The sequence below is a fragment of the Pigmentiphaga kullae genome, from assembly GCF_004216695.1.
GTDB lineage: Bacteria > Pseudomonadota > Gammaproteobacteria > Burkholderiales > Burkholderiaceae_B > Pigmentiphaga > Pigmentiphaga kullae.
In genome coordinates, this window is the sequence record NZ_SGXC01000001.1 from 969,246 (window position 1) to 988,513 (window position 19,268).

Below are 19,268 nucleotides of genomic sequence, written 5' to 3' on the forward strand. Positions count from 1 at the left end.
TGGAGTGTCGAAACGAGGCTTTATGCATGGACGGCCCTTCCCCTACAGTGGGACAAAGGAGTCGTTCATGCAAGACAGCATCCGTTTCGAGGGCCGCGTGCTTTACCTGTCGCGCGATCCGTCCTGTATCCGCCGCCAGCTGGCCGGCGAATCCGTTTCGCTCGCCCAGGCCGGGCCGCTGCGCGACGACGTGTCGACCGACGAGATCACGCCGGTCACGACCATGCTGGTCTACGACGAGCGCCTGGGCCGCTATCCCTACGTCGGGTTCAAGGCCGGCGACGAGCTGCCCATAGGCGAGGACGCCGTGCGCCAGGGCGGTTTCGGCATCACGGTGGCGGGCAAGCGCTACGGCAAGGGTTCGTCGCGCGAGCACAGCCCGCTGGCCGAGCTGTCGGCCGGCATACGGCTGATCGTGGCCGAGAGCTTCGAGCGCATCTACCAGCAGAACTGCGACAACATCGGCATCCTGACCACGACGGATTTCGGCGTGCTGCGCCGGATCGAGGCCGGCGAATCCATTCCCATCGAACTGTTCCTGAAGGGCCGCGACGCGCTGACGCAGGCCATCATCCGCAGCGGCGGGCTGATGGCCTACAGCCGGCAGGCGCTGCGCGCCGACACGGCTTCCACGCCGCGCGCCGGGGGCCAGGGGCTGACGCTGGTCGAGAAGATCATCCACCGGCACCTGCATCCCGACACCGTCGAGGCCGGGCGCGGCAGCGGTGTGTTCATCCGCGCCGACTGGCGCTTCAGCCACGACTACTTCACCGGCATGAGCGCGCACCTGATGCACCTGGCCTACGGCAAGCCGGCGCCGCTGCGCGACCCTGACCGCATCGTGGCCTTCCACGACCACCTGGTCCTGGCGCCGCAAAGCGTGCCGCACATCAAGGGCGGACTGCTGCCGCGCGTGGCGACCCTGGTGCAGGGACACCATGATTTTATCGACGACTATCCGGTGCGCCACTATGGCCAGCTGCCCGACGGCAGCGGATCCGAAGGCATCTGCCACGCGCTGATGGCCGAGCGCCACGCGCTGCCGGGCGAGGTCGTGGCCGGCACCGACTCGCACACGCCGCACGCGGGCGCGCTGGGCTGCCTGGCGTTCGGCGTGGGTTCGACCGACATGGCCAACAGCTGGGCCACCGGCTACGTGCGCTGCAAGGTGCCCGAGACCCTGCGCGTGGAGGTCTCGGGCACGCTGGCGCCCGGCGTCACCGCCAAGGACATCGTGCTGGTGCTGCTGCGGTCCGAGGCCGTGCGCAACGGCGAGGCCATCGGCGCGGTGTTCGAATACGGCGGCGAGGCGGTGCGCGCCATGTCGGTGGACGAGCGCGCCACGCTGACCAACATGGTGGCCGAGCTGGGCGGGTTCACCGGCATCGTCGAACCGGACGAACGCACCGTGGCCTTCCTGAAGGAACGGCGCGGCATCGACTTCGCACTGGAGGACTGGATGGCCAGCGATGCGGACGCCATCTACCGCCGCGTGATCCGCATCGACGGAGCGGATGTGCGGCCCATGGCGGCGCGCCCGGGCGATCCGGGCAACGGCGTGGCCATCGCCGAGCTGGATGGCGAGGTTGCCGTCGACATCGCCTACGGCGGTTCCTGTACCGGCGGCAAGCGCGCCGATTTCGACGCCTACCACGAGGTCCTGAAATGGGGCCTGGACCAGGGGCTGCGCATCGCGCCGCACACCCGCTTCTACCTGCAGTTCGGCACGATGGAGGTCAAGCGCTATTGCGAGCAGCGCGGCTATCTGGACGTTTTCGAGCGTGCCGGCGTGGAGCTGGTCATGCCGGGCTGCGGTTCGTGCGCCAATTGCGGGCCGGGCCAGTCGACCTCGGCCTCGCAGGTCACCATCAGCGCGATCAACCGCAATTTCCCGGGCCGCTCGGGGCCCGGGAGCGTGTGGCTGGCCAGCCCGTATTCGGTGGCCGCCAGCGCGCTGGCGGGCCGGATCGTGGACTACGGCCGGTTGCGGGGGTAGGCGGACGGGCTATTTCTTCATGCCATCGCCCATGCCGCCCTTCGACATGGAGTCCTTGGCCATTCCGTCCTTCTTCATGCCGTCGTGCTTCATCTTGTCGCCGGCCATGGCATCTTTCTTCATGTCGTCCTTCTTCATCGCGTCCTTGGCGGGCGCGGTCCTGGACATGGCGTCCTTGCCCATGCCGTCCTTGGCCATGTTGTCCTTGCCCATGGTGTCGGCGGCGTGGGCCGTGACGGCGGCCAGGGCCATGCCCAGGGAAAGAACGAGAGGGGTCAGTTTCTTCATGCGTCGCTCCTTGAAGCGTGGGTCGAAAGAGGGCGCGGGGAATCCGCGCCGTATGGAACCTCGGCTCAGCTGCCGCCGAACCAGTTGTATCCCTGGTCTTCCCAGTACCCGCCCGGGTAGGCATTGGTGACGAAGATCGCCCGGACGTGCTTGGGATTCTTGTAGCCAAGCTTGGTCGGCATGCGCAGCTTCATGGGAAAGCCGTATTCGCGCGGCAGCGTGCGTCCGTCGTAGCTCAGCGTGAGCAGCGTCTGCGGATGCAGGGCCGTCGCCATGTCGATGCTGGTGTAGTAGTCGTCCGCGCACTTGAAGCCCACGTATCGGGCGCTGGTGTCGGCGCCGATGCGGGCCAGGAAGTCCGGGAAGCGCACGCCGCCCCAGCGGCCGATGGCGCTCCAACCCTCCACGCAGATGTGCCGGGTGATCTGCTCGGCCTGGGGCAGGGCCCGCAGGTCGGCCAGGCGCCATGGCCGGCGGTCGGCCACTCGGCCGGCGATCTCGAGCCGGTAGTCCGCCTCGTCCACCGTGGGGGCCTCGTCCACGCCGTAGTAGGCGTTGAAGGGAAAGGGGCGGGTGATCATGGACGCGGGATAGGTCGGCGCCAGGGCATTCGGATCGAAAAGCCATCCCTGCACCCGGTCATTGAAGCGGGAGACGGCCGACAGCGCCTGCTCGACGCCGGACTGGCTGGTGACTTCGCAGCCCGTCAGCAGGGCCAGTCCGCCCAGGGACAGCGTGCGGGTCAGGAAGGCCCGCCGCTCGGGCAGTTCGATCCGGGGGGCCAGCAGTTGCCGGGCTTCGCGCAGCGCCAGTTCGGCATCGGCAGTGGACAGGCGGGAGCGTTTTTCCATGGCCGCCTCCTATTTTTTCAGGATCATGGTGCGCAGGGTGCGGGGTACCAGCGCCACCATGGCCAGGTGCAGGACCACGAATCCCACCAGCGCGGCCATCGCCGCGAAGTGCACGCGGCGCGCCGTCTCGTAGCCGTCCAGCAGCTCGCGCAGCATGCCGAATTGCACCGGTTTCCACAGCACCAGTCCCGATACGACCAGCAGCGCGATGTCGAGCATGACGAACAGGTAGGCCAGGCGCTGCACCTGGTTGTAGCGGCGCGCGTCGTCGTGGACCAGGCGGCCGCGCAGCGCCGCCGCCATGTCGCGCAGCACGCCGCGTGGCGAAAGCGGCAGGAAGCGGCGGAACAGCCGGCCGGTCGCCAGGTTCAGCGCGAGATAGGCCAGGCCGTTGGCCGCCAGCAGCCACATGGCCGCGAAGTGCCATTGCAGCGCGCCGCCCAGCCATCCGCCCAGGGTGATCGCCTCCGGGAACGTGAAGCCGAACAGCGGCGAGGCGTTGTAGATGCGCCATCCGCTTGCCACCATGACCAGCACGGCCACCGCGTTCAGGCCATGCGCGATGCGCACCCAGGCGGGGTGGATGGGGGGCGGGCTGGAGGCGGGGGCGTGCATCGCCGGGTCGGCCGTCAGGGACATGCGGGCTCTCCGTTCAGGGTTTGCCGCATTGTTGGCCCCCCGCCATACCGGAGTCCTCACGCAAACTTAAAATAAATGTGATGAATTCCCGCGCCAGGATTGGCGAGAATGTGGTCTACGGTTTTTCACAGGCAGACTCATGGAACGGGCCAAGCGCGTCCTGATCGTCGAGGACGATGCCCATATCGCCGAACTGTTGCGCATGCACCTGCGCGACGAGGGCTATGCCGTCGAGCATGCGGCCGACGGCGCGCAAGGCATGCACATGCTCGAGAGCGGCGCCTGGGACGCCCTGGTCCTGGACCTGATGCTGCCCGGCGTGGACGGGCTGGAAATCTGCCGCCGGGCCCGCGCCATGGCGCGCTACACCCCGATCATCATCACCAGCGCGCGTTCCAGCGAAGTCCACCGCATCGTCGGGCTGGAACTGGGCGCCGACGACTATCTGGCCAAGCCCTTCTCCATGCTGGAACTGGTGGCGCGCGTCAAGGCGCTGCTGCGCCGCGTGGACGCCCTGGCGCGCCATGCGCGCATCGAGGCCGGGCTGTTGTCGCTGCACGGCCTGGACCTGGATCCGCTGGCCCGCACGGCCCTGCTGAACGGCCGGGCCATCGACCTGACGCCGCGCGAGTTCGACCTGCTGGCCTTCTTCGTGCGGCATCCCGACAAGGTGTACTCGCGCATGGACCTGTTGAACGAGGTGTGGGGCTACCAGCACGACGGCTACGAGCATACGGTCAATACGCACATCAACCGCCTGCGCACCAAGATCGAGGACGACCCGTCCGAACCCCGGCGCATCCTGACGGTATGGGGCCGGGGCTACAAGTTCACATCCGGCGCGCAGGACGAGGCCGCCGCGCCATGAAACGCCTGTCGCTCACGCAGCGCCTGTCCCTGGTGTTCGCCGTGCTGCTGCTGGCCTGCAGCGGGATCTCGCTGCTGTTCCAGATCCGGGCCGCGGCGCGCCACGAACAGGAGGTCGTGCAGCAATTGTCCAGCGGGCTGGCCGCGCACATCGCCGGCACGGCGCAACTGATGGACGCCAGCGGCTGGAAGCCGGATGCCGTGCGCGATCTGTTCGACAAGCTGATGGCGGTCAATCCCGCGGTGGAACTCTACCTGCTCGATCCCGACGGGCGCATCGTCGGCCATGCGGCCCCGCCCGGCCGCCTCGTGCGCGATCGCGTCGACCTGGCGCCGGTGCGCCGCCTGATGGCCGGCGCCGAACTGCCCATACTCGGCGACGACCCGCGGGGCGCGGATGCGCACAAGGTGTTCAACGCCGCCCCGGTGCGCGTCGACGGCAAGGAAGCCGGCTACGTCTACGTCATCCTGCAAGGCGAGACGCACGATGCGCTGGCCGCCGGACTCGCCCGCCATTCGGTGTGGCGCATGACGGGCCTGGCCATGGGGCTGGTCGCGCTGCTGGGATTGATCATGGGCCTGGTTGCCTTCCGCCTGATCACCCGCCCCCTGCGCGCGCTGGCCGATACCGTGCGCAGTTTCGATGCCGCCGGCGATGCGCCCGTGGCGCCGCTGGAGCCGCCGCCCGACGACGGCCGGCGCGACGAGATCGCCACGCTGCGCGCCGCCTTCGCGCAGATGAGCCGGCGCATCGCCGAGCAGTGGCGCGAGCTGACCCGCCAGGACCAGCAGCGGCGGGAACTGGTGGCCAACATCTCGCACGACCTGCGCACGCCCCTGACCTCGCTGCACGGCTACCTGGAAACCCTGCGCGTCAAGGACGGCCTGCTGACCCAGGCCGAGCGCCACCGCTACCTGGACATCGCGCTGGACCAGAGCCGCAAGGTCGGCGTGCTGGCGCAGGCGCTGTTCGAGCTGGCGCGCCTGGAGTCGGGCCTGGTCCAGCCCGAGCGGGAGACCTTCGCCCTGCCCGACCTGGTGCAGGACGTGGTGCAGAAGTTCGAACTGGCGGCCGAGGCGCGCGGCCAGCGCTTGCAGACCGAGATCCCGCCGGCACTGCCGCAGGTCCATGCCGACATCGCCATGATCGAGCGCGTGCTGACCAACCTGCTGGACAACGCCATTCGCCACAATCCACCCGGCACCCGGATCACGGTGGGGCTGGCGGCGGCCGGGAACGGCGTGCGGATCGACGTCCGCGATACCGGCGCGGGCATTCCCGAGGCGCTGCGGCCCCGCCTGTTCAAGCGGATTCCCGCCTGGGGCCGCAAGGCGCAGGACAGCGGCGGACTGGGCCTGATGATCGTGCAGCGCATGCTGGCGCTGCATGGCAGCGACATCCGCCTGGTCGACGAGGGCGGACCCGGGACGGTATTCCGGTTCAGGCTGGGCACGGACTGAACGAGCGCCCTGGCGAGGCGTCCCGCGCGCCCGCCTATGCGCCTACAATCGGCGGCATCACCGATGCTTTCTCCTCGTGCCATGGATACCTCCACCAAGCCCCGCTTCCAGTTCCGGCTGCGGGTCTACCGCGACAGCACCATCGCGATCGGACCGGGCAAGATCGCGCTGCTGGAAGCGATCCTGGATGCGGGCTCCATCACCGCCGCCGCCCAGCGGATGGGCATGTCGTATCGCCGCGCCTGGCTGCTGGTGGACGAGCTGAACCGGTCCCTGCGCGAACCCGCGGTCGAAAGCGCCGCCGGCGGCGCGCGCGGCGGCGGCACCGTCGTGACCGACGTGGGCCGCGAACTGATACGGCGCTACCGCTCCATCGAGGCCACCGCCCGGGCGGCGGCGGCCGAGGACATCGCTGCCATGGCCGGCATGCTGGCCGACTGACCGGCACTGGGCCGGGCGGCCTTTTCGCGCTACCGTCCAGCCAGGATTCGCTGTATTCTTCGGGATATGACGAATGCGCTGCTGGATTCCTTCGACGCCTTTCCGCTGATCCTGTCCCTGAAGGTCGCGGCCCTGGCCACCGTGCTGGCCCTGGTCGCGGGCGTGGGCCTGGGCTGGCTGTTCGCGCGCAAGCCGTTTCCGGGCAGTTCGATGGCCGAGGCCGTGTTCATGCTGCCGCTGGTGCTGCCTCCCACGGTAATCGGCTACGCCATCCTGCTGGCGGCCGGCCGGCGCAGTCCGCTGGGCAGCTGGATATACGAGCACTTCGACTACACCATCATCTTCAGCTGGCACGGCGCGGTCGTGGCCTCGGCCATCGTCGCCCTGCCGCTGGTCCTGAAGTCGGCCAGCGCCGCGTTCGCCGGCATCGACCGCACCCTGGAATCGGCCGCCAGCACGCTGGGCCAGTCGCGCTGGTCGGTTTTCGTGCGCGTGACCCTGCCGCTGGCCTGGCCGGGCATCCTGGCCGGCACCCTGCTGGCTTTCGCGCGCGCCATGGGCGAATTCGGCGCCTCGCTGATGGTGGCGGGCTCGATCCCCCACCGCACGCAGACGCTTTCCATGGCCATCTACGACGCCACGCAGGCGGGGCAGGACGACCTGGCCCTGCTGCTGGTGGTCATCACCTCGGCCATTTCCATCGCCATCCTGGTGGCCTGCAACCGCTACCTGTCGCTACGCTGAAGGAGTCCCATGTCCCGCACCCGCCATGCCGCCCTGCTGCTTGCCCTGGCCCTGCCGTTTTCGGCCGGTGCCCAGGAGATCACCGTATCGGCCGCGGCCAGCCTGACCAATGCTTTCAAGGACCTTGGCAAGCAATTCGAACAACGGCATCCCGGCACCACCGTGCGGCTGAACTTCGCCGCCTCGGGCACGCTGCTCCAGCAAATGAGCCAGGGCGCGCCGGTGGACGTGTTCGCCAGCGCCGACCAGGCCACGATGGACAAGGCCGTGGCGCAAAAGCTGATCGACGGGCCGACGCGGCGCGATTTCGCCGCCAACAGCCTGGTGCTGGTCACGCCCGCCCAGGGCGGCCCGGCCATCGCCTCGCTGCAGGACCTGGCCGGCGCGCCGGTCAAGCGCATCGCCATCGGCAAGCTCGCCACCGTGCCGGTGGGCAACTACACCAAGCAGGCGCTGGACAGCGCCGGCCTGTGGACCTCGCTCGAACCCAAGTTCATCCAGGCCGACAGCGTGCGCCAGGTGCTGGACTACGTGAGCCGGGGCGAGGTGGACGCCGGCTTCGTCTACCGCACCGACGCGGCCATCATGCAGGACAAGGTCAGGATCACGCTGACCGCCGGCGGCCATACCCCGGTCACCTATCCCGTGGCCGTGCTGTCCGGCAGCAGGCATCAGACGCAGGCCAAGGCCTTCATCGACTTCCTGCTGTCCGCCCCCGGCCAGCAGGTGCTGGACCGCTACGGATTCGGCAAACCGTGATCGATGTCGACATCGCGCTGACGGTGCGCGACGGCAGCCGTCGCTTCGACCTGGCGGCTCGCTTCGCCTCCGATGCGCCCTTCGTCGCGCTGTACGGACCGTCGGGCTCGGGCAAGTCGCTGACCCTGCAGGCGGTGGCCGGGCTGCTGCGGCCCGGCGCCGGCCACATCCGGCTGGACGGCCGGACCCTGTTCGATGCCGCGCGCGGCATCGACGTCGCGCCGCCGGCGCGCGGCATCGGCTACCTGTTCCAGCACTACGCGCTGTTCCCGCATCTGTCGGTGCGCCAGAACATCGCCTTCGGCCTGACCTCGTGGCGCCGGCGGCGCCTGTCGCCCGAGGACGGGCGGCGCGTGCAGGACCTGATCGACCGCTTCGGCCTGGCCGCCATGGCCGACAGCCGGCCCGGCGTGCTGTCGGGCGGCCAGCAGCAGCGGGTGGCCCTGGCGCGGGCCCTGGCCCGCGAGCCGCGCGCCCTGTTGCTGGACGAGCCCTTCGCCGCGCTCAATCCCATGCTGCGCGGCGAACTGCGCAGGGAATTGGCCGAGGTGGCGCGGCAATGGGGCATCCCCGTGCTGATGATCACGCACGACATCGACGACGTGCTGGAACTGGCCGACGTCGCCTTCCTCTACCAGGACGGGCAGGTCGCGCGCGAAGTGAACCTGCGCAGCGGGCAGAGCCGCGATTTCATCCGCCGCGCGCTGGGGGACGATGCGCCGGCCGAGACGCCCATGCGCCAGCGCCTGCGCACGCTGCTCAATCCGGGGTCTTCCTGAACGCGCGGCGGTAGAATCGTCGGTCACACGACTCTGCGGCGGCACGCTGCGCGTAGCCGCCCCCTCCCATGCCATCTTTCGACCGTTCCGCCGCCGTGGGTTTCGGCCTCAATCCGCTCGACCGCATGTCCGAGGCGCGCGCCGACGCCGAGTTCATCCGGGCGCGCCGGCAAGATGCGGCGGCCCGATTCATGGTGTTCGTCGGCGACGTGCCCTTGCTGGACGCGGGCGCGGGCGAGCCTTCCCCCTTGTTCGCCGCCGAGGCCTGGATAGGCCTGGGGCCCGCGCGCCAGGAGATCTTCCTGGGCCAGGACGAGCAGGGTCGCGCGCTGTTCGCCGTGGCGTTGGACGCGGGGCTGGCCGAGGCGGCCGCCGCGCGGCCCGGGCTGGAACTGCTGGACCTGCGCAGCATCGCCATGCGCGGTCTGTTCCCGCCCGACCTGCTGGGCGAGCTGGGCGGCGCCAAGGCCATCCTGAGCTGGCATGACCGGCACCGCTATTGCGCCAACTGCGGCGCGCCCAGCCGCGTGTCCTGCGCCGGCTGGCGCCGCGACTGTCCGGCCTGCGGCGCGCAGCATTTCCCGCGCGTCGATCCGGTGGTGATCATGCTGGCGGTGGACGGCGACCGCTGCCTGTTGGGCCGCCAGCCGCGCTTCGCGGCTGGCATGTATTCGGCCCTGGCCGGTTTCCTGGAACCGGGCGAAACCATCGAGGACGCCGTGCGGCGCGAGATCCGCGAGGAAGCGGGCATCGCCTGCGCCGAGGTAGCCTACTTCGCGTCGCAGCCCTGGCCCTTCCCGTCGTCGCTGATGATAGGCTGCTTCGCCCGCGCGCAAGGCACCGGCATCGTGATCGACCGCAACGAGCTGGAAGACGCGCGCTGGTTCACCCGCGAGGAAGTCCGCCAGATGCTGGACGGCACGCATCCCGAGGGCCTGTCCGCGCCCCGGCCCTACGCCATCGCCCATCACCTGGTGCGCGCCTTCGTGGACCGGACCGGTCCCGCGCTGGATTGAGCACCGGCCGGGCGGTCAGGCGGTCATCGTCCTGATCGCCTTGTCGTACACCGCCCAGGGCAGGAGAGCGTTCAACTGCTCCAGCGTTACGGTGGCCACGGGGAAGAAGTACAGCGGCGGTCCCGAATATTTGTCCTTGCCCCGCTTGTCGATGGTCTGCTTGCGGGCCGACAGGTCCTGGAACGCGAACACGTCGCCCTCGAAGTGGCGCACGTAGTAGCCACGGGCGATCTTCACGCGTATGGATTTCAGGCCCGAGCTGAGCAGGGCCTCGGCCGGCGTGTCCGAATCCGGCAGGAAGAAGCTGACCGAGCGCGACAACTGGAAGTCGTAGGCGAAGGTCTTCAGGTTGAACTTCTTGCCGTACTTCTGCTTGATGGGCTCGGCGAAGGAGTCCTCCAGGTTCTTCCTGGTGGGCAGCCGCCACGGGTAAGCGGCGATCAGGTCCGGTCCCAGGCTGGCGTTGCCGGTCGGCACGCCCCTGGATTCGCACGGATCGGTCTGCTCGTGGCGCATCATCTTTGCCAGGTCCAGGCGCCCCGGGTTCCATCCGGGCGTGGTCTTGACGTCCGCCGGAATGAGGTCCAGGAAGGATTCCGCCTTGTTGCACCGGCCTACCCAGGTCAGCCGGTTGCCGACGTCGATGAACTGCTTCTGGCTGTACAGGTACTTGGGCCGCAGCTTCTCCACGTTTGCCGTCTGGCGCTCCAGGCGCTCCTTCAACTGCTGGATGCGCGAGGTGTTGACGGCGCCGCCGGTCAGCTTGGCGTAGGCATCGTAGGCGTCGATCAGGTAGCCGTAGGCCAGCGCGTTGCGGGCCTGGTACCAGTCCAGCAGGTCGATGTACTGCTGCTGGATGGCCGCCGTGTAGAACTTCTCCCCCTGCCCCACAGGCATCCAGCGATTCAGCACGCCGGCGCTGGCGAACGAGCCCAGGCCGACGAACTGGTTGTGGGCCTCGATCAGCGCCGATTCGCGCAGGAACAGCGCCAGGCACTGCGTGGTCATCGTCAACCGGTAGTTGTCGTCGATCGGGATCCCGGTCTTCGTGTAGAACGCGTTGGTTTCGTCGATCAGCGTCTTGGTGCCGTCGAAGGTGTTGAACGCGGACCGTACCGCGTCGAAGGTCCGGTTGAACTCGGCCTGCGCCTGGCGCCGCAGCAGTTCCTCGATCGAGCGGGCCAGGCCCTTGATCTGCGAATCCAGCGCGGCCACGGCGTCCATCACGGGATTCCTGGCGGGGAAGAGCGCGTCCAGGATCAGGTTGCCGACGTCGCCGATGATGGGAAAGCCCGACGCGCTGGCCGCTTTCTTGAATGCGAAGGCGATCAGGGCCTTGGCGGCCGTGGACCAGTGTTCGCGGATCAGCCTGGCCAGGTCCGAGGGGATGTTCTCGTCCACGCCGTCGTCGTACTCCGGGACGTCGTCGCACGAGGCGTCCTGATCGTGGGCGGCGGCCAGGAACGACGTCTTGCGCACCGGCAGGGGCGCGGTATCGATGGCCGGCGGGAAGCCCTGGTCGATGGCCCGCACGATTTTCTCTACCGTGGCATCCAGGTAGCCTTGCAGCCCCAGTCCGGAGGCCGCCGCTTCCTGGCGCAGCCGGTCCTGGTCGATGGCCGCGCCGCGGGCTTCCAGGTCGGACAGCAGCACCGAATAATCCAGGCCCAGGAACTCCTTGACGACGAAGTCGATGGCGTTGGGGGACGACAGCTTCAGCCGCTCGGACAGCCGGAAGGCCAGCGTGGGCACCAGATTGACGTCGACCACGGGGTCGGTCTTGGTCTCGTGGTTGTATTCGAAGCCGTAAAGCTCGCCCTGCGGCGTCTGGGCGACGGCCATCAGGAAGCGCCGGCCGATCCGTGCCGACCGGAAGAAACCCTGGGCGTCGGCCGTGCCTTCGTCCACCAGCGCGCCGCGCACGTCCAGGACCTGGATGCGCACGCCGGCCTGGGGCAGGCCGCCCAGCATGACGCGCACGCCGAAGGTCTGCCCTTCGGTGGGCAGGGCCAGGGCGTCCAGGTCGAGGGGCCGCGAAGCGGGCAGCGTGTCGATACCGGTGGCATGCCGGTAGTCCCCGGCGTCGCCGTCGGGCTGGCCGGAAGGGTCCGTGCCGCCGGATCCGCCGCAGGCGGCCAGCAGGGCCAGCAGCGTGCCCGCCATGCCGCCGTTGAGGATCATGCGCCGGTTCGGATTCATTGCAAGGTTTCCTTCGTGATGACTGGGTCGTCCTGGGCCGGACGGCTTGGGAGCTTGGCATGCACGGCGATGCGGGACGATCCCCAGAACTGGGGGTTTTGGGGTCGGACCCGGGGGATGGGACTTCTATGTATATAGTTTCAAAATTGTTTACATCGGAACAAGTTTATGGAAATATGGCCGTCACTGGCTGTCCGATGGTTGTCTTTCCCCGCCCTGTCCGAACTCCATCCGAAAAGGGATCCGAGATGCAGACTCTCCTATCCAAAGCGGCGCCCATCTGCTGTCTGGGCGCCGGCCTGCTGCTTGCCGGTCCGGCAGCCCAGGCCAATGACGGCGCCTATCCCACCCATCCCATCCGGCTCATCGTCCCGTTCGCGGTCGGCGGCGGGTCCGACATCCTGGCGCGCATCCTGGCGCCGGCCATGTCAGAGCGGCTGGGCCAGCAGATCGTGGTCGAGAACCGTCCGGGCGCATCGACCAACATCGCCGCCGAACTGGTGGCCAAGGCGCGGCCCGACGGCTACACGCTCATGCTGGGCAACACCAACACCTTCGTGGTCAACGGGCTGCTGTTCAAGTCGCTGAACTACGACCCGGTGAAGGACTTCTCGGTGCTCGGCATGGCCGGCGCCTTCCCGATGATCCTGGCGGTCTCGCCCTCGGTTCCCGCCAGGTCGGTGGCCGAGTTCGTCAGCCTGGCCAAGGAAAAGGCGGGCACGCTCAGCTATGCCTCGCCGGGGGTGGGCACGCCCCACCATCTGGCGATGGAAATGCTCAAGTTCCAGAGCGGCATCCAGGCGACCCACGTGTCCTACAAGGGCGTGGCGCCCGCGCTGCCCGACCTGATGGTCGGACGGGTGCAGGCCATCTTCATCGACTACGCTGCCGGCGGCCAGCAACTGAAGGCCGGCAAGCTCAGGGGCCTGGCCGTGGGCAGCCAGAAGCCGACGGAATTCATGCCCGAACTGCCGACCATGGCGGCCTCGGGTTTTCCGACCTTCGACGTGACCGGCTGGCAGGGCATGGTCGTGCCCAAGGGTACGCCCGACGAGATCGTGCGCAAGCTGACCGACGCGCTGCGCGCCACCATGGCCTCGGCCGAGGTGAAGGAAAGCCTGCGCAATGCCGGCATCGAACCCGCCTACATGGCGCCGCCCGAGTTCGGGCGCTACATCGATCAGGAACGCGGCAAGATGACGGCGCTGATCAAGGCCGCCAACATCCAGCTCGATACTTCCCCCTGATATCAGGAGCATTCATTCATGACGCAGCATGTGGCAATCATCGGCGCCGGCATCGGTGGCCTCGCGGCGGCGCTGGCGCTGCTGAGACGGGGCATCGACGTCGATGTCTACGAACAGGCCACCGACCTGAAAGAGGTCGGCGCCGGCATCCAGACCACGCCCAACGGCTCGCGGGTCCTGCTGGAGCTGGGGCTGGGAGATGAACTCCAGCGCCATGCCACCTTCAGCAAGGGCAAGGACACCTATCTCTGGAACACCGGGCAGAAGCGGCCGTTCATGCCGCTGGGCGAACAGTCGGTCGACAGCTACGGCGCGCCCTACGTCACCTTCCACCGGGCCGACCTGCATGGCATGCTGCTGCGCGCGGTGCTGCAGGCCAAGCCTGGCGCGGTGCACCTGGGCAGACAGCTCGATGCCCTGTCGCAGGACGGCCATGGCGTGCGCATGCGCTTCGTCGACGGCACCGAGGCCACTGCGCCGCTGATGGTGGGCGCCGACGGCATCCATTCGCGCGTGCGCCAGATCCTGCTCGGGCCCGACAAGCCGGAATTCACCGGCTGCATGGCCTGGCGCGGCCTGATCCCGGCCGAAGCCATCCAGGGCGCGATAGACCTGGTCGGCGGCAGCATGTGGCTGGGCCCGACGGCGCACATCGTGACCTATCCGGTGCGGCAGGGAAAGCTGCTGAACTTCATCGGCATGGTGGACCAGGACAACTGGCTGATCGAGTCCTGGAACGCCGCCGGCACCACCGAGGAATGCCTGGCCGACTTCGCCGGCTGGCATCCCCACGTGCAGTTGATGGTCCGCAACATCACCATCCCCTACAAGTGGGCGCTGATGGTGCGCGCGCCGCTCGAGCGCTGGACCGAAGGGCGCATCACCCTGCTGGGCGACGCCTGCCATTCCACGCTGCCCTTCCTCAGCCAGGGCGCCAACATGGCGCTGGAAGACGGGCTCATCCTGGCGCGCTGCCTGCAAGCCTACGGCGACGATCCCGGCCATGCCCTGCGCAACTATGAATCGCTGCGCCGGCCGCGCACGGCCAACATCACGCGCAGCTCGGCCGAACAGGTGCGGCGCGTGCACAATCCCGAGCTTGCCGATCCGGCCGGGGCGCAGCGCTACATCGAGCGCGAATGGGGCCAGCAGCAAGTGGAGGAACGCTATCGCTGGATCTATGGCTACGACGCCCGTACAGTGGAGCTCGAGAGCGCGGCCTGAGCGGCGCGCACCCGACCCGTCCGCCTCGACGGCACGCGGCGCCAGCCCCGGCGCCGCGTGCCGTTTCGATATAGCGTTCCGTTATAATCCGCCGGATCAGGTGCCGCGAGTCCGAGGCGCCAGGATCATGTGCAAGTCCTCCACACATGAAGAAAGCCTCGACACTAGAACTCCAACACTTCCTTCCGTACAAGCTCTCCCGCTTGCTCAACGACGTCAGTATCGGACTGCAGCGTACCTATACGCCCAGCTTCGGGCTGAACGTCTCGCAATGGCGAATGCTGGCGGCCGCCGCGCAGCTCGAACCCACCTCCGTCACCGAACTGACCGATTATTCCGGCATGGACAAGGTCACGGTCAGCCGGGCGCTGCGCGAGATGGTGGACAAGAAGCTGATGACGCGCACGCTGGACGAGAACGACCGGCGCCGTTCCACCATCGAGCTGACGGAAGAAGGGCGCCGCATCTACGACGAGATCTCGCCCGGCGCGGTCGAGTACGAGCGCGATCTGCTCAAGCCGCTCAGCGCCGACGAGCGCAAGGTGCTGGAAGCCCTGGTGGATCGCCTGCTCAGCCAGGCCGCCATCCTGCGGCAGGCCTCGTCCCGCACCTTCCCCTCGCGCCGGCGCACGGCTTCGTCGGAATAAGCCTTCAGTCCAGCATGGCCGTGGCCTCGACCTCCAGCATCAGGGCGGGCTTGGCCAGCGCCTGGACGCCGATCATGGTGCTGGCCGGCAAGCGGTCGGGCGTCAGGTAGCGCGCGCGCACCTGGCGGATGACGGCGATCTTCTCGGGCGTCATGTCCTTCACGAACAGGGTGGTCTTGACCACGTCCGCGAAGGTCGCGCCGCAGGCGGCCAGCGCGCGTTCGAGGTTGCGGTAGACCTGGTCCACCTGCGTGGCCAGGTCGTTCTCGCCGACGATGTTGCCCTGTTCGTCGTAGGCCACCTGGCCGGCGACGAGGATGGTGGTGGCCGCGCGCGAGCGCACCACGTGGCAGAAGCCGCTCGGCGCCGCCAGCCCCTCGGGGTTCAGATGTTCGTTCATGTCATGTCTCCTGGCCGGCCAGCCGCAAGGGCTCGGCGCATACCCATTCCTGGACGTCGAAGTCGTGCTGGATGAATCCGTGTTCGAGCAGGAAATCCTTCTGGCTCGAGACGGCCGCGATCAGTTCCGGATCGAGTCCGACGCGCAGCGACCGGAAGTCGGTCTCGCGGTAGGACGGCGCGATCCATTCCTCGGGCGCGCCCACTTCCCTGGCGTAGATGCGCAGGGCGTCGCCGGGATGCTGGCGGGCCCAGGCTATGGACCGGTTCAGCGCCGACAGGTAGGCCGCGACGACCTCGGGCCGGTTGCGGGCCAGGCCGCGGGCAAAGGTGCGGACGAACGATTCGCTTTCTGGGGTCGCCATGGGTCCTCCACGGCCTTGACAGCGCAGGCCGGAATCCAAATAATGGTCATAGAGCGGTTATTTATATCCGCTAAGCGGTCATTCTAGCAGATCCAGGCCGCAGGTCAACACCTCTCAATGGACTTCCATGACAACCGAGACAAGCTTCGAGACCGATTTCTGGAAAGACGAGCAATTGCGCAAGACCTGGGATGACATCGTTCCCGGCGAACCGCGCAAGACGCTGCCCTACACGCTGACGCTGGAGGCGATCCAGAAGTACTGCCGCGTGGTCGGCGACATGCATCCGCTCTACTTCGACGAGGAGTATGCGCGCAAGAGCCCCTACAAGGGCCTGATCGCCCCGCCGGCCATCCACATCCTGCTGATGTTCGCGTGCACCCCCACCGACGACTGGATGCGCAGCCCCGGCACGGTCAACGCCGGCCAGTCGTGGAGCTACAACCTGCCGGCCCGGCCGGGCGACGTCATCCGCCTCGAGGCGCGCGCGCTGGACAAGGTCATCAAGAAGAACCGCCTGTTCGTGGTGCACGACAACGTGTTCTTCAACCAGCGCGACGAAGTCATCTGCTCCGGCCGCGGCTGGACCATCCGCCCGTTCTGAGGTCAATCATGAGCAACGCATTCGACACCCTGAAGCCCGGCCTGACGATCGAGGGCACGCCTTTCTCCCCCACCCGCGAAACCATCCGCGATTTCTGCGAGGCTTCGCTGGACTACAACCCCCTGCACTGGGACGACGAATACATGAAGGGCGATTTCGGCCGGACCAACTTCGGCGGGATCATCATGCACGGCATGAACAACTTCGGCGTCATCACGAAGATGCTGACCGACTGGCTCTATCCGCTGGGCGGCATGCAGCGCCGGCTCGAGACGCGCTGGAAGATCCCGGTCAAGCCGGGCGACACCATCACGCCCACCGCCACGGTATCGGCCGTGCAGGCCACGAAGAAGAGCCGCTGGGCCACGCTGACGGTGCAGGTGGCGAACCAGCGCGGCGAGATCGTCGCGGCGGGCGAGGCCATGGTCGAGTTCCCGCACGAACTGGGCGCGGCCTGAGCACGCGCGCACGATAGACAAAGGAAAGGAGACGACATGACGATGCGCATCCAGCGTGCCCTGGCCGTGCTGGCCGGCGCGGCGGGCCTGGCCCTGCCCGCCCTGGCCCACGCCCAGAATTTTCCCTCCCAGCCGGTCAGGCTCGTCGTGCCGTTTCCCCCGGGCGGCACCACCGACATCCTGGCCCGCCAGTTGGCGGCCGAACTGCAGAAGAACTGGGGCCAGCCGGTCGTGGTGGAGAACCGCGCCGGCGCCAGCGGCACCATCTTCTCGGAACAACTGGCGGCCATGCCGCCCGACGGCTACACGCTGATGCTGACGGCCACGCACCACGTCATCAACCCCGGCCTGTACAAGAACCTGCGCTACAACACGCGCACCGACTTCACCCCCATCGCCCAGGTCGCGGCCGTGCCCAACGTGCTGGTGGTGAACCATGCCTTTCCGGCGCGCACGGTGCAGGAACTGATCGCCTACGCCAGGCAGCATCCCGGCAAGGTGGACTTCGGTTCGGCCGGCACCGGCGGCGCCAACCACCTGTCGGGCGAACTGTTCAAGTCCATGACCGGCATCCAGATGACGCACATCCCCTACAAGGGCGCGGCGCCGGCGCTGAATGACCTCCTGGGCGGCCAGATCCCGGTGATGTTCGATTCGGTGCCGGGCGTGCTACAGCACATCAAGTCGGGTCGCCTGCGGGCACTGGGCGTGACTTCGCTCAAGCGTTCGCCCGCGCTGCCGGACGTGCCCACCCTCGACGAGGCGGGCGTGAAGGGCTTCGAGGCCACCGCCTGGTTCGGCCTGTACGGCCCGGGCCGCATGTCGCCCGAGCTGGCCAACCGGCTGTCGGCCGACGTGCGCAAGGCCTTGTCCAGCCCCACCGTGCGCAAGGAGTTCGCGGCGCAGGGCGCCGAGCCCGGCACCATGACCCAGCCCGAGTTCGCCGCGTTCGTCGACGCCGAGCTGAACAAGTGGTCCAAGGTCATCACCGACGCCAACATCAAGATCGACTGATTCCGACATGTCTTCCGAAAACACACAGGCCGCCGCGGGCGGCCAGGCCGGCGCGCTGTCGCACATCCGCGTCCTGGACCTGTCGCGCATCCTGGCCGGCCCCTGGTGCACGCAGAACCTGGCCGACATGGGCGCCGAGGTCATCAAGGTGGAACGCCCCGGCAGCGGCGACGACACCCGCGCCTGGGGGCCGCCATGGGTGCGCGACGCCCACGGCGGCGACACCGGCGACTCCACCTACTACGCGGCCGCCAACCGCGGCAAGAAATCCATCACCGTGGACATCGCCCGGCCCGAGGGCCAGGCGCTGGTGCGCCGGCTGGCGGCGCGGTCCGACGTGGTGGTCGAGAACTACAAGATCGGCGACCTGAAACGCTACGGGCTGGACTACGACAGCCTGTCGCGCATCAACCCGCGCCTGGTGTACTGCTCCATCACCGGCTACGGGCAGGACGGCCCCAGCGCCCACAAGCCGGGCTACGACTTCGTGTTCCAGGCGCAGGGCGGCCTGATGAGCATCACCGGCGAGCATGACCAGTTGCCGGGCGGCGGCCCGCAGAAGGTCGGCGTCGCCATCGCCGACGTGATGACCGGCATGTACGCCACCATCGCCATCCTGTCCGCCCTGCAGCACCGCACCGTGTCGGATCGCGGCCAGTACATCGACATGGCGCTGCTGGACTGCATCGTGGCGCTGGGCGGCAACCAGGTCACCGGCTACTTCGCCAACGGCAAGGTGCCGCACCGCTACGGCAACGCGCACGCCAGCCTCGTGCCCTACCAGGTGTTCGCGGTGGCCGACGGCGAGATCGTGGTGGCCGTGGGCAACGACAAGCAGTGGCAGCAATACTGCGTCGCCATCGAACGGCCCGACCTGGCCGGCAGCGAACGCTGGAAGAAAGTCACGGGCCGCATCGTCGGCCGGCAGGAACTGGTGCCCGAGCTGGCCCGCACCATGCTGACCCGCCCGCGCGACGAATGGATCGCGCGGCTGGAGGCCCACGGCGTGCCTTGTGGCCCGATCAACGACTACGCCCAGGTGTTCGAGGACGCCCAGGTGCGGCATCGCGGGCTGCGCGTGGACATGCCCAAGGCCGACGGCGGCATCGTGTCGACCATCGCCAGCCCGCTGCGGCTGCGCGGCACCCCGCCGGCCTACGATCGGCCGCCGCCCGTGCTGGGCGACTCCACCGACGCCGTGCTGCGCGACCTGGCCGATTGCAGCGACCAGGAGATCGCGGCCTTGCGCCGCGACGGCATCGTCTGAAGC

Annotated in this window: 21 protein-coding genes; 15 read left to right on the forward strand and 6 right to left on the reverse strand. The window is 68.3% G+C overall.

Features of this window, described 5'->3' with window-relative positions:
• Positions 1–67: 67 nt before the first annotated feature.
• Positions 68–1,996 carry an aconitase family protein gene (locus EV675_RS04760; protein WP_130356240.1) on the forward strand — a complete coding sequence of 643 codons (1,929 nt, stop codon included), beginning with the start codon at positions 68–70 and terminating at the stop codon, positions 1,994–1,996.
• A 9-nt stretch (positions 1,997–2,005) separates the two neighbouring features.
• On the opposite strand, the gene EV675_RS04765 is transcribed toward EV675_RS04760, so the two are convergent.
• The 3 genes from EV675_RS04765 to EV675_RS04775 all read right to left on the reverse strand — a co-directional run bounded on the left by EV675_RS04765 (position 2,006) and on the right by EV675_RS04775 (position 3,774).
• Positions 2,006–2,284: a pentapeptide MXKDX repeat protein gene (locus EV675_RS04765; protein WP_130356241.1), complete on the reverse strand. Its 279-nt coding sequence runs from the start codon at positions 2,282–2,284 to the stop codon at positions 2,006–2,008.
• 65 nt (positions 2,285–2,349) lie between these two features.
• The gene (locus EV675_RS04770) at positions 2,350–3,135 is read right to left on the reverse strand and encodes a molybdopterin-dependent oxidoreductase (protein ID WP_130356242.1); all 786 of its coding nucleotides are present in this window, start codon (positions 3,133–3,135) and stop codon (positions 2,350–2,352) included.
• Between the two features lie 9 nt (positions 3,136–3,144).
• The gene (locus EV675_RS04775; RefSeq protein WP_207221911.1) at positions 3,145–3,774 is read right to left on the reverse strand and encodes a cytochrome b/b6 domain-containing protein; all 630 of its coding nucleotides are present in this window, start codon (positions 3,772–3,774) and stop codon (positions 3,145–3,147) included.
• Positions 3,775–3,913: 139 nt separating this feature from the next.
• Here EV675_RS04775 and EV675_RS04780 point away from each other — a divergent pair, with 139 nt between their 5' ends.
• From EV675_RS04780 to nudC, 7 genes are all read left to right on the forward strand, one after another.
• A complete protein-coding gene (locus EV675_RS04780) occupies positions 3,914–4,642 on the forward strand; it encodes a response regulator transcription factor (RefSeq protein ID WP_130356243.1) in 729 nt (242 codons plus the stop codon).
• Positions 4,639–6,102, forward strand: a complete 1,464-nt coding sequence (locus EV675_RS04785; protein WP_130356244.1) for a sensor histidine kinase — start codon at positions 4,639–4,641, stop codon at positions 6,100–6,102. Before EV675_RS04780 ends, EV675_RS04785 begins: the two co-directional genes overlap by 4 nt.
• 63 nt (positions 6,103–6,165) lie before the next feature.
• Positions 6,166–6,543: a winged helix-turn-helix domain-containing protein gene (locus EV675_RS04790; protein ID WP_242621334.1), complete on the forward strand. Its 378-nt coding sequence runs from the start codon at positions 6,166–6,168 to the stop codon at positions 6,541–6,543.
• A 66-nt stretch (positions 6,544–6,609) separates the two neighbouring features.
• Complete coding sequence (gene modB / locus EV675_RS04795) at positions 6,610–7,287, forward strand: molybdate ABC transporter permease subunit (RefSeq protein ID WP_130356245.1); 678 nt, start codon at positions 6,610–6,612, stop codon at positions 7,285–7,287.
• A gap of 9 nt (positions 7,288–7,296) precedes the next feature.
• The gene (gene modA, locus EV675_RS04800; protein WP_130356246.1) at positions 7,297–8,046 is read left to right on the forward strand and encodes a molybdate ABC transporter substrate-binding protein; all 750 of its coding nucleotides are present in this window, start codon (positions 7,297–7,299) and stop codon (positions 8,044–8,046) included.
• Positions 8,043–8,825 (forward strand): sulfate/molybdate ABC transporter ATP-binding protein, encoded by a 783-nt coding sequence (locus EV675_RS04805; protein ID WP_130356247.1) that lies wholly within the window; start codon positions 8,043–8,045, stop codon positions 8,823–8,825. The genes modA and EV675_RS04805 overlap by 4 nt, the downstream gene beginning before the upstream one ends.
• A 68-nt stretch (positions 8,826–8,893) precedes the next feature.
• Positions 8,894–9,841, forward strand: coding sequence for an NAD(+) diphosphatase (nudC, locus tag EV675_RS04810; RefSeq protein ID WP_130356248.1), 948 nt, complete (start codon positions 8,894–8,896; stop codon positions 9,839–9,841).
• Between the two features lie 15 nt (positions 9,842–9,856).
• Here the strand turns inward: nudC and EV675_RS04815 are convergent, their stop codons facing one another.
• Positions 9,857–12,040, reverse strand: coding sequence for a hypothetical protein (locus tag EV675_RS04815; protein WP_130356249.1), 2,184 nt, complete (start codon positions 12,038–12,040; stop codon positions 9,857–9,859).
• A gap of 248 nt (positions 12,041–12,288) precedes the next feature.
• Between EV675_RS04815 and EV675_RS04820 the strand changes: the two genes are divergently transcribed.
• The 3 genes from EV675_RS04820 (at position 12,289) to EV675_RS04830 (ending at position 15,158) form a co-directional block, all read left to right on the forward strand.
• Positions 12,289–13,287 carry a Bug family tripartite tricarboxylate transporter substrate binding protein gene (locus EV675_RS04820; RefSeq protein WP_165404433.1) on the forward strand — a complete coding sequence of 333 codons (999 nt, stop codon included), beginning with the start codon at positions 12,289–12,291 and terminating at the stop codon, positions 13,285–13,287.
• A gap of 18 nt (positions 13,288–13,305) precedes the next feature.
• Positions 13,306–14,511, forward strand: coding sequence for an FAD-dependent monooxygenase (locus tag EV675_RS04825; RefSeq protein ID WP_130356251.1), 1,206 nt, complete (start codon positions 13,306–13,308; stop codon positions 14,509–14,511).
• A 146-nt stretch (positions 14,512–14,657) separates the two neighbouring features.
• Positions 14,658–15,158, forward strand: coding sequence for a MarR family winged helix-turn-helix transcriptional regulator (locus EV675_RS04830; protein WP_130356252.1), 501 nt, complete (start codon positions 14,658–14,660; stop codon positions 15,156–15,158).
• Between the two features lie 4 nt (positions 15,159–15,162).
• Here the strand turns inward: EV675_RS04830 and EV675_RS04835 are convergent, their stop codons facing one another.
• Positions 15,163–15,558: a RidA family protein gene (locus tag EV675_RS04835; RefSeq protein WP_130356253.1), complete on the reverse strand. Its 396-nt coding sequence runs from the start codon at positions 15,556–15,558 to the stop codon at positions 15,163–15,165.
• Between the two features lies 1 nt (position 15,559).
• Complete coding sequence (locus EV675_RS04840; RefSeq protein ID WP_130356254.1) at positions 15,560–15,922, reverse strand: substrate-binding domain-containing protein; 363 nt, start codon at positions 15,920–15,922, stop codon at positions 15,560–15,562.
• A gap of 127 nt (positions 15,923–16,049) precedes the next feature.
• On the opposite strand from EV675_RS04840, the gene EV675_RS04845 reads away from it, so the two are divergent.
• From EV675_RS04845 to EV675_RS04860, 4 genes are read left to right on the forward strand one after another with little or no spacing between them, the layout of a single operon-like run.
• A complete protein-coding gene (locus tag EV675_RS04845; protein ID WP_124692121.1) occupies positions 16,050–16,526 on the forward strand; it encodes a MaoC family dehydratase in 477 nt (158 codons plus the stop codon).
• Positions 16,527–16,534: 8 nt separating this feature from the next.
• On the forward strand, positions 16,535–16,984 hold the full coding sequence (locus EV675_RS04850; RefSeq protein WP_124692122.1) for a MaoC family dehydratase: 450 nt from the start codon (positions 16,535–16,537) through the stop codon (positions 16,982–16,984).
• 36 nt (positions 16,985–17,020) lie between these two features.
• A complete protein-coding gene (locus tag EV675_RS04855) occupies positions 17,021–17,998 on the forward strand; it encodes a tripartite tricarboxylate transporter substrate binding protein (RefSeq protein ID WP_130356255.1) in 978 nt (325 codons plus the stop codon).
• 7 nt (positions 17,999–18,005) lie between these two features.
• The gene (locus EV675_RS04860; RefSeq protein ID WP_130356256.1) at positions 18,006–19,265 is read left to right on the forward strand and encodes a CaiB/BaiF CoA transferase family protein; all 1,260 of its coding nucleotides are present in this window, start codon (positions 18,006–18,008) and stop codon (positions 19,263–19,265) included.
• Positions 19,266–19,268 lie beyond the last annotated feature (3 nt).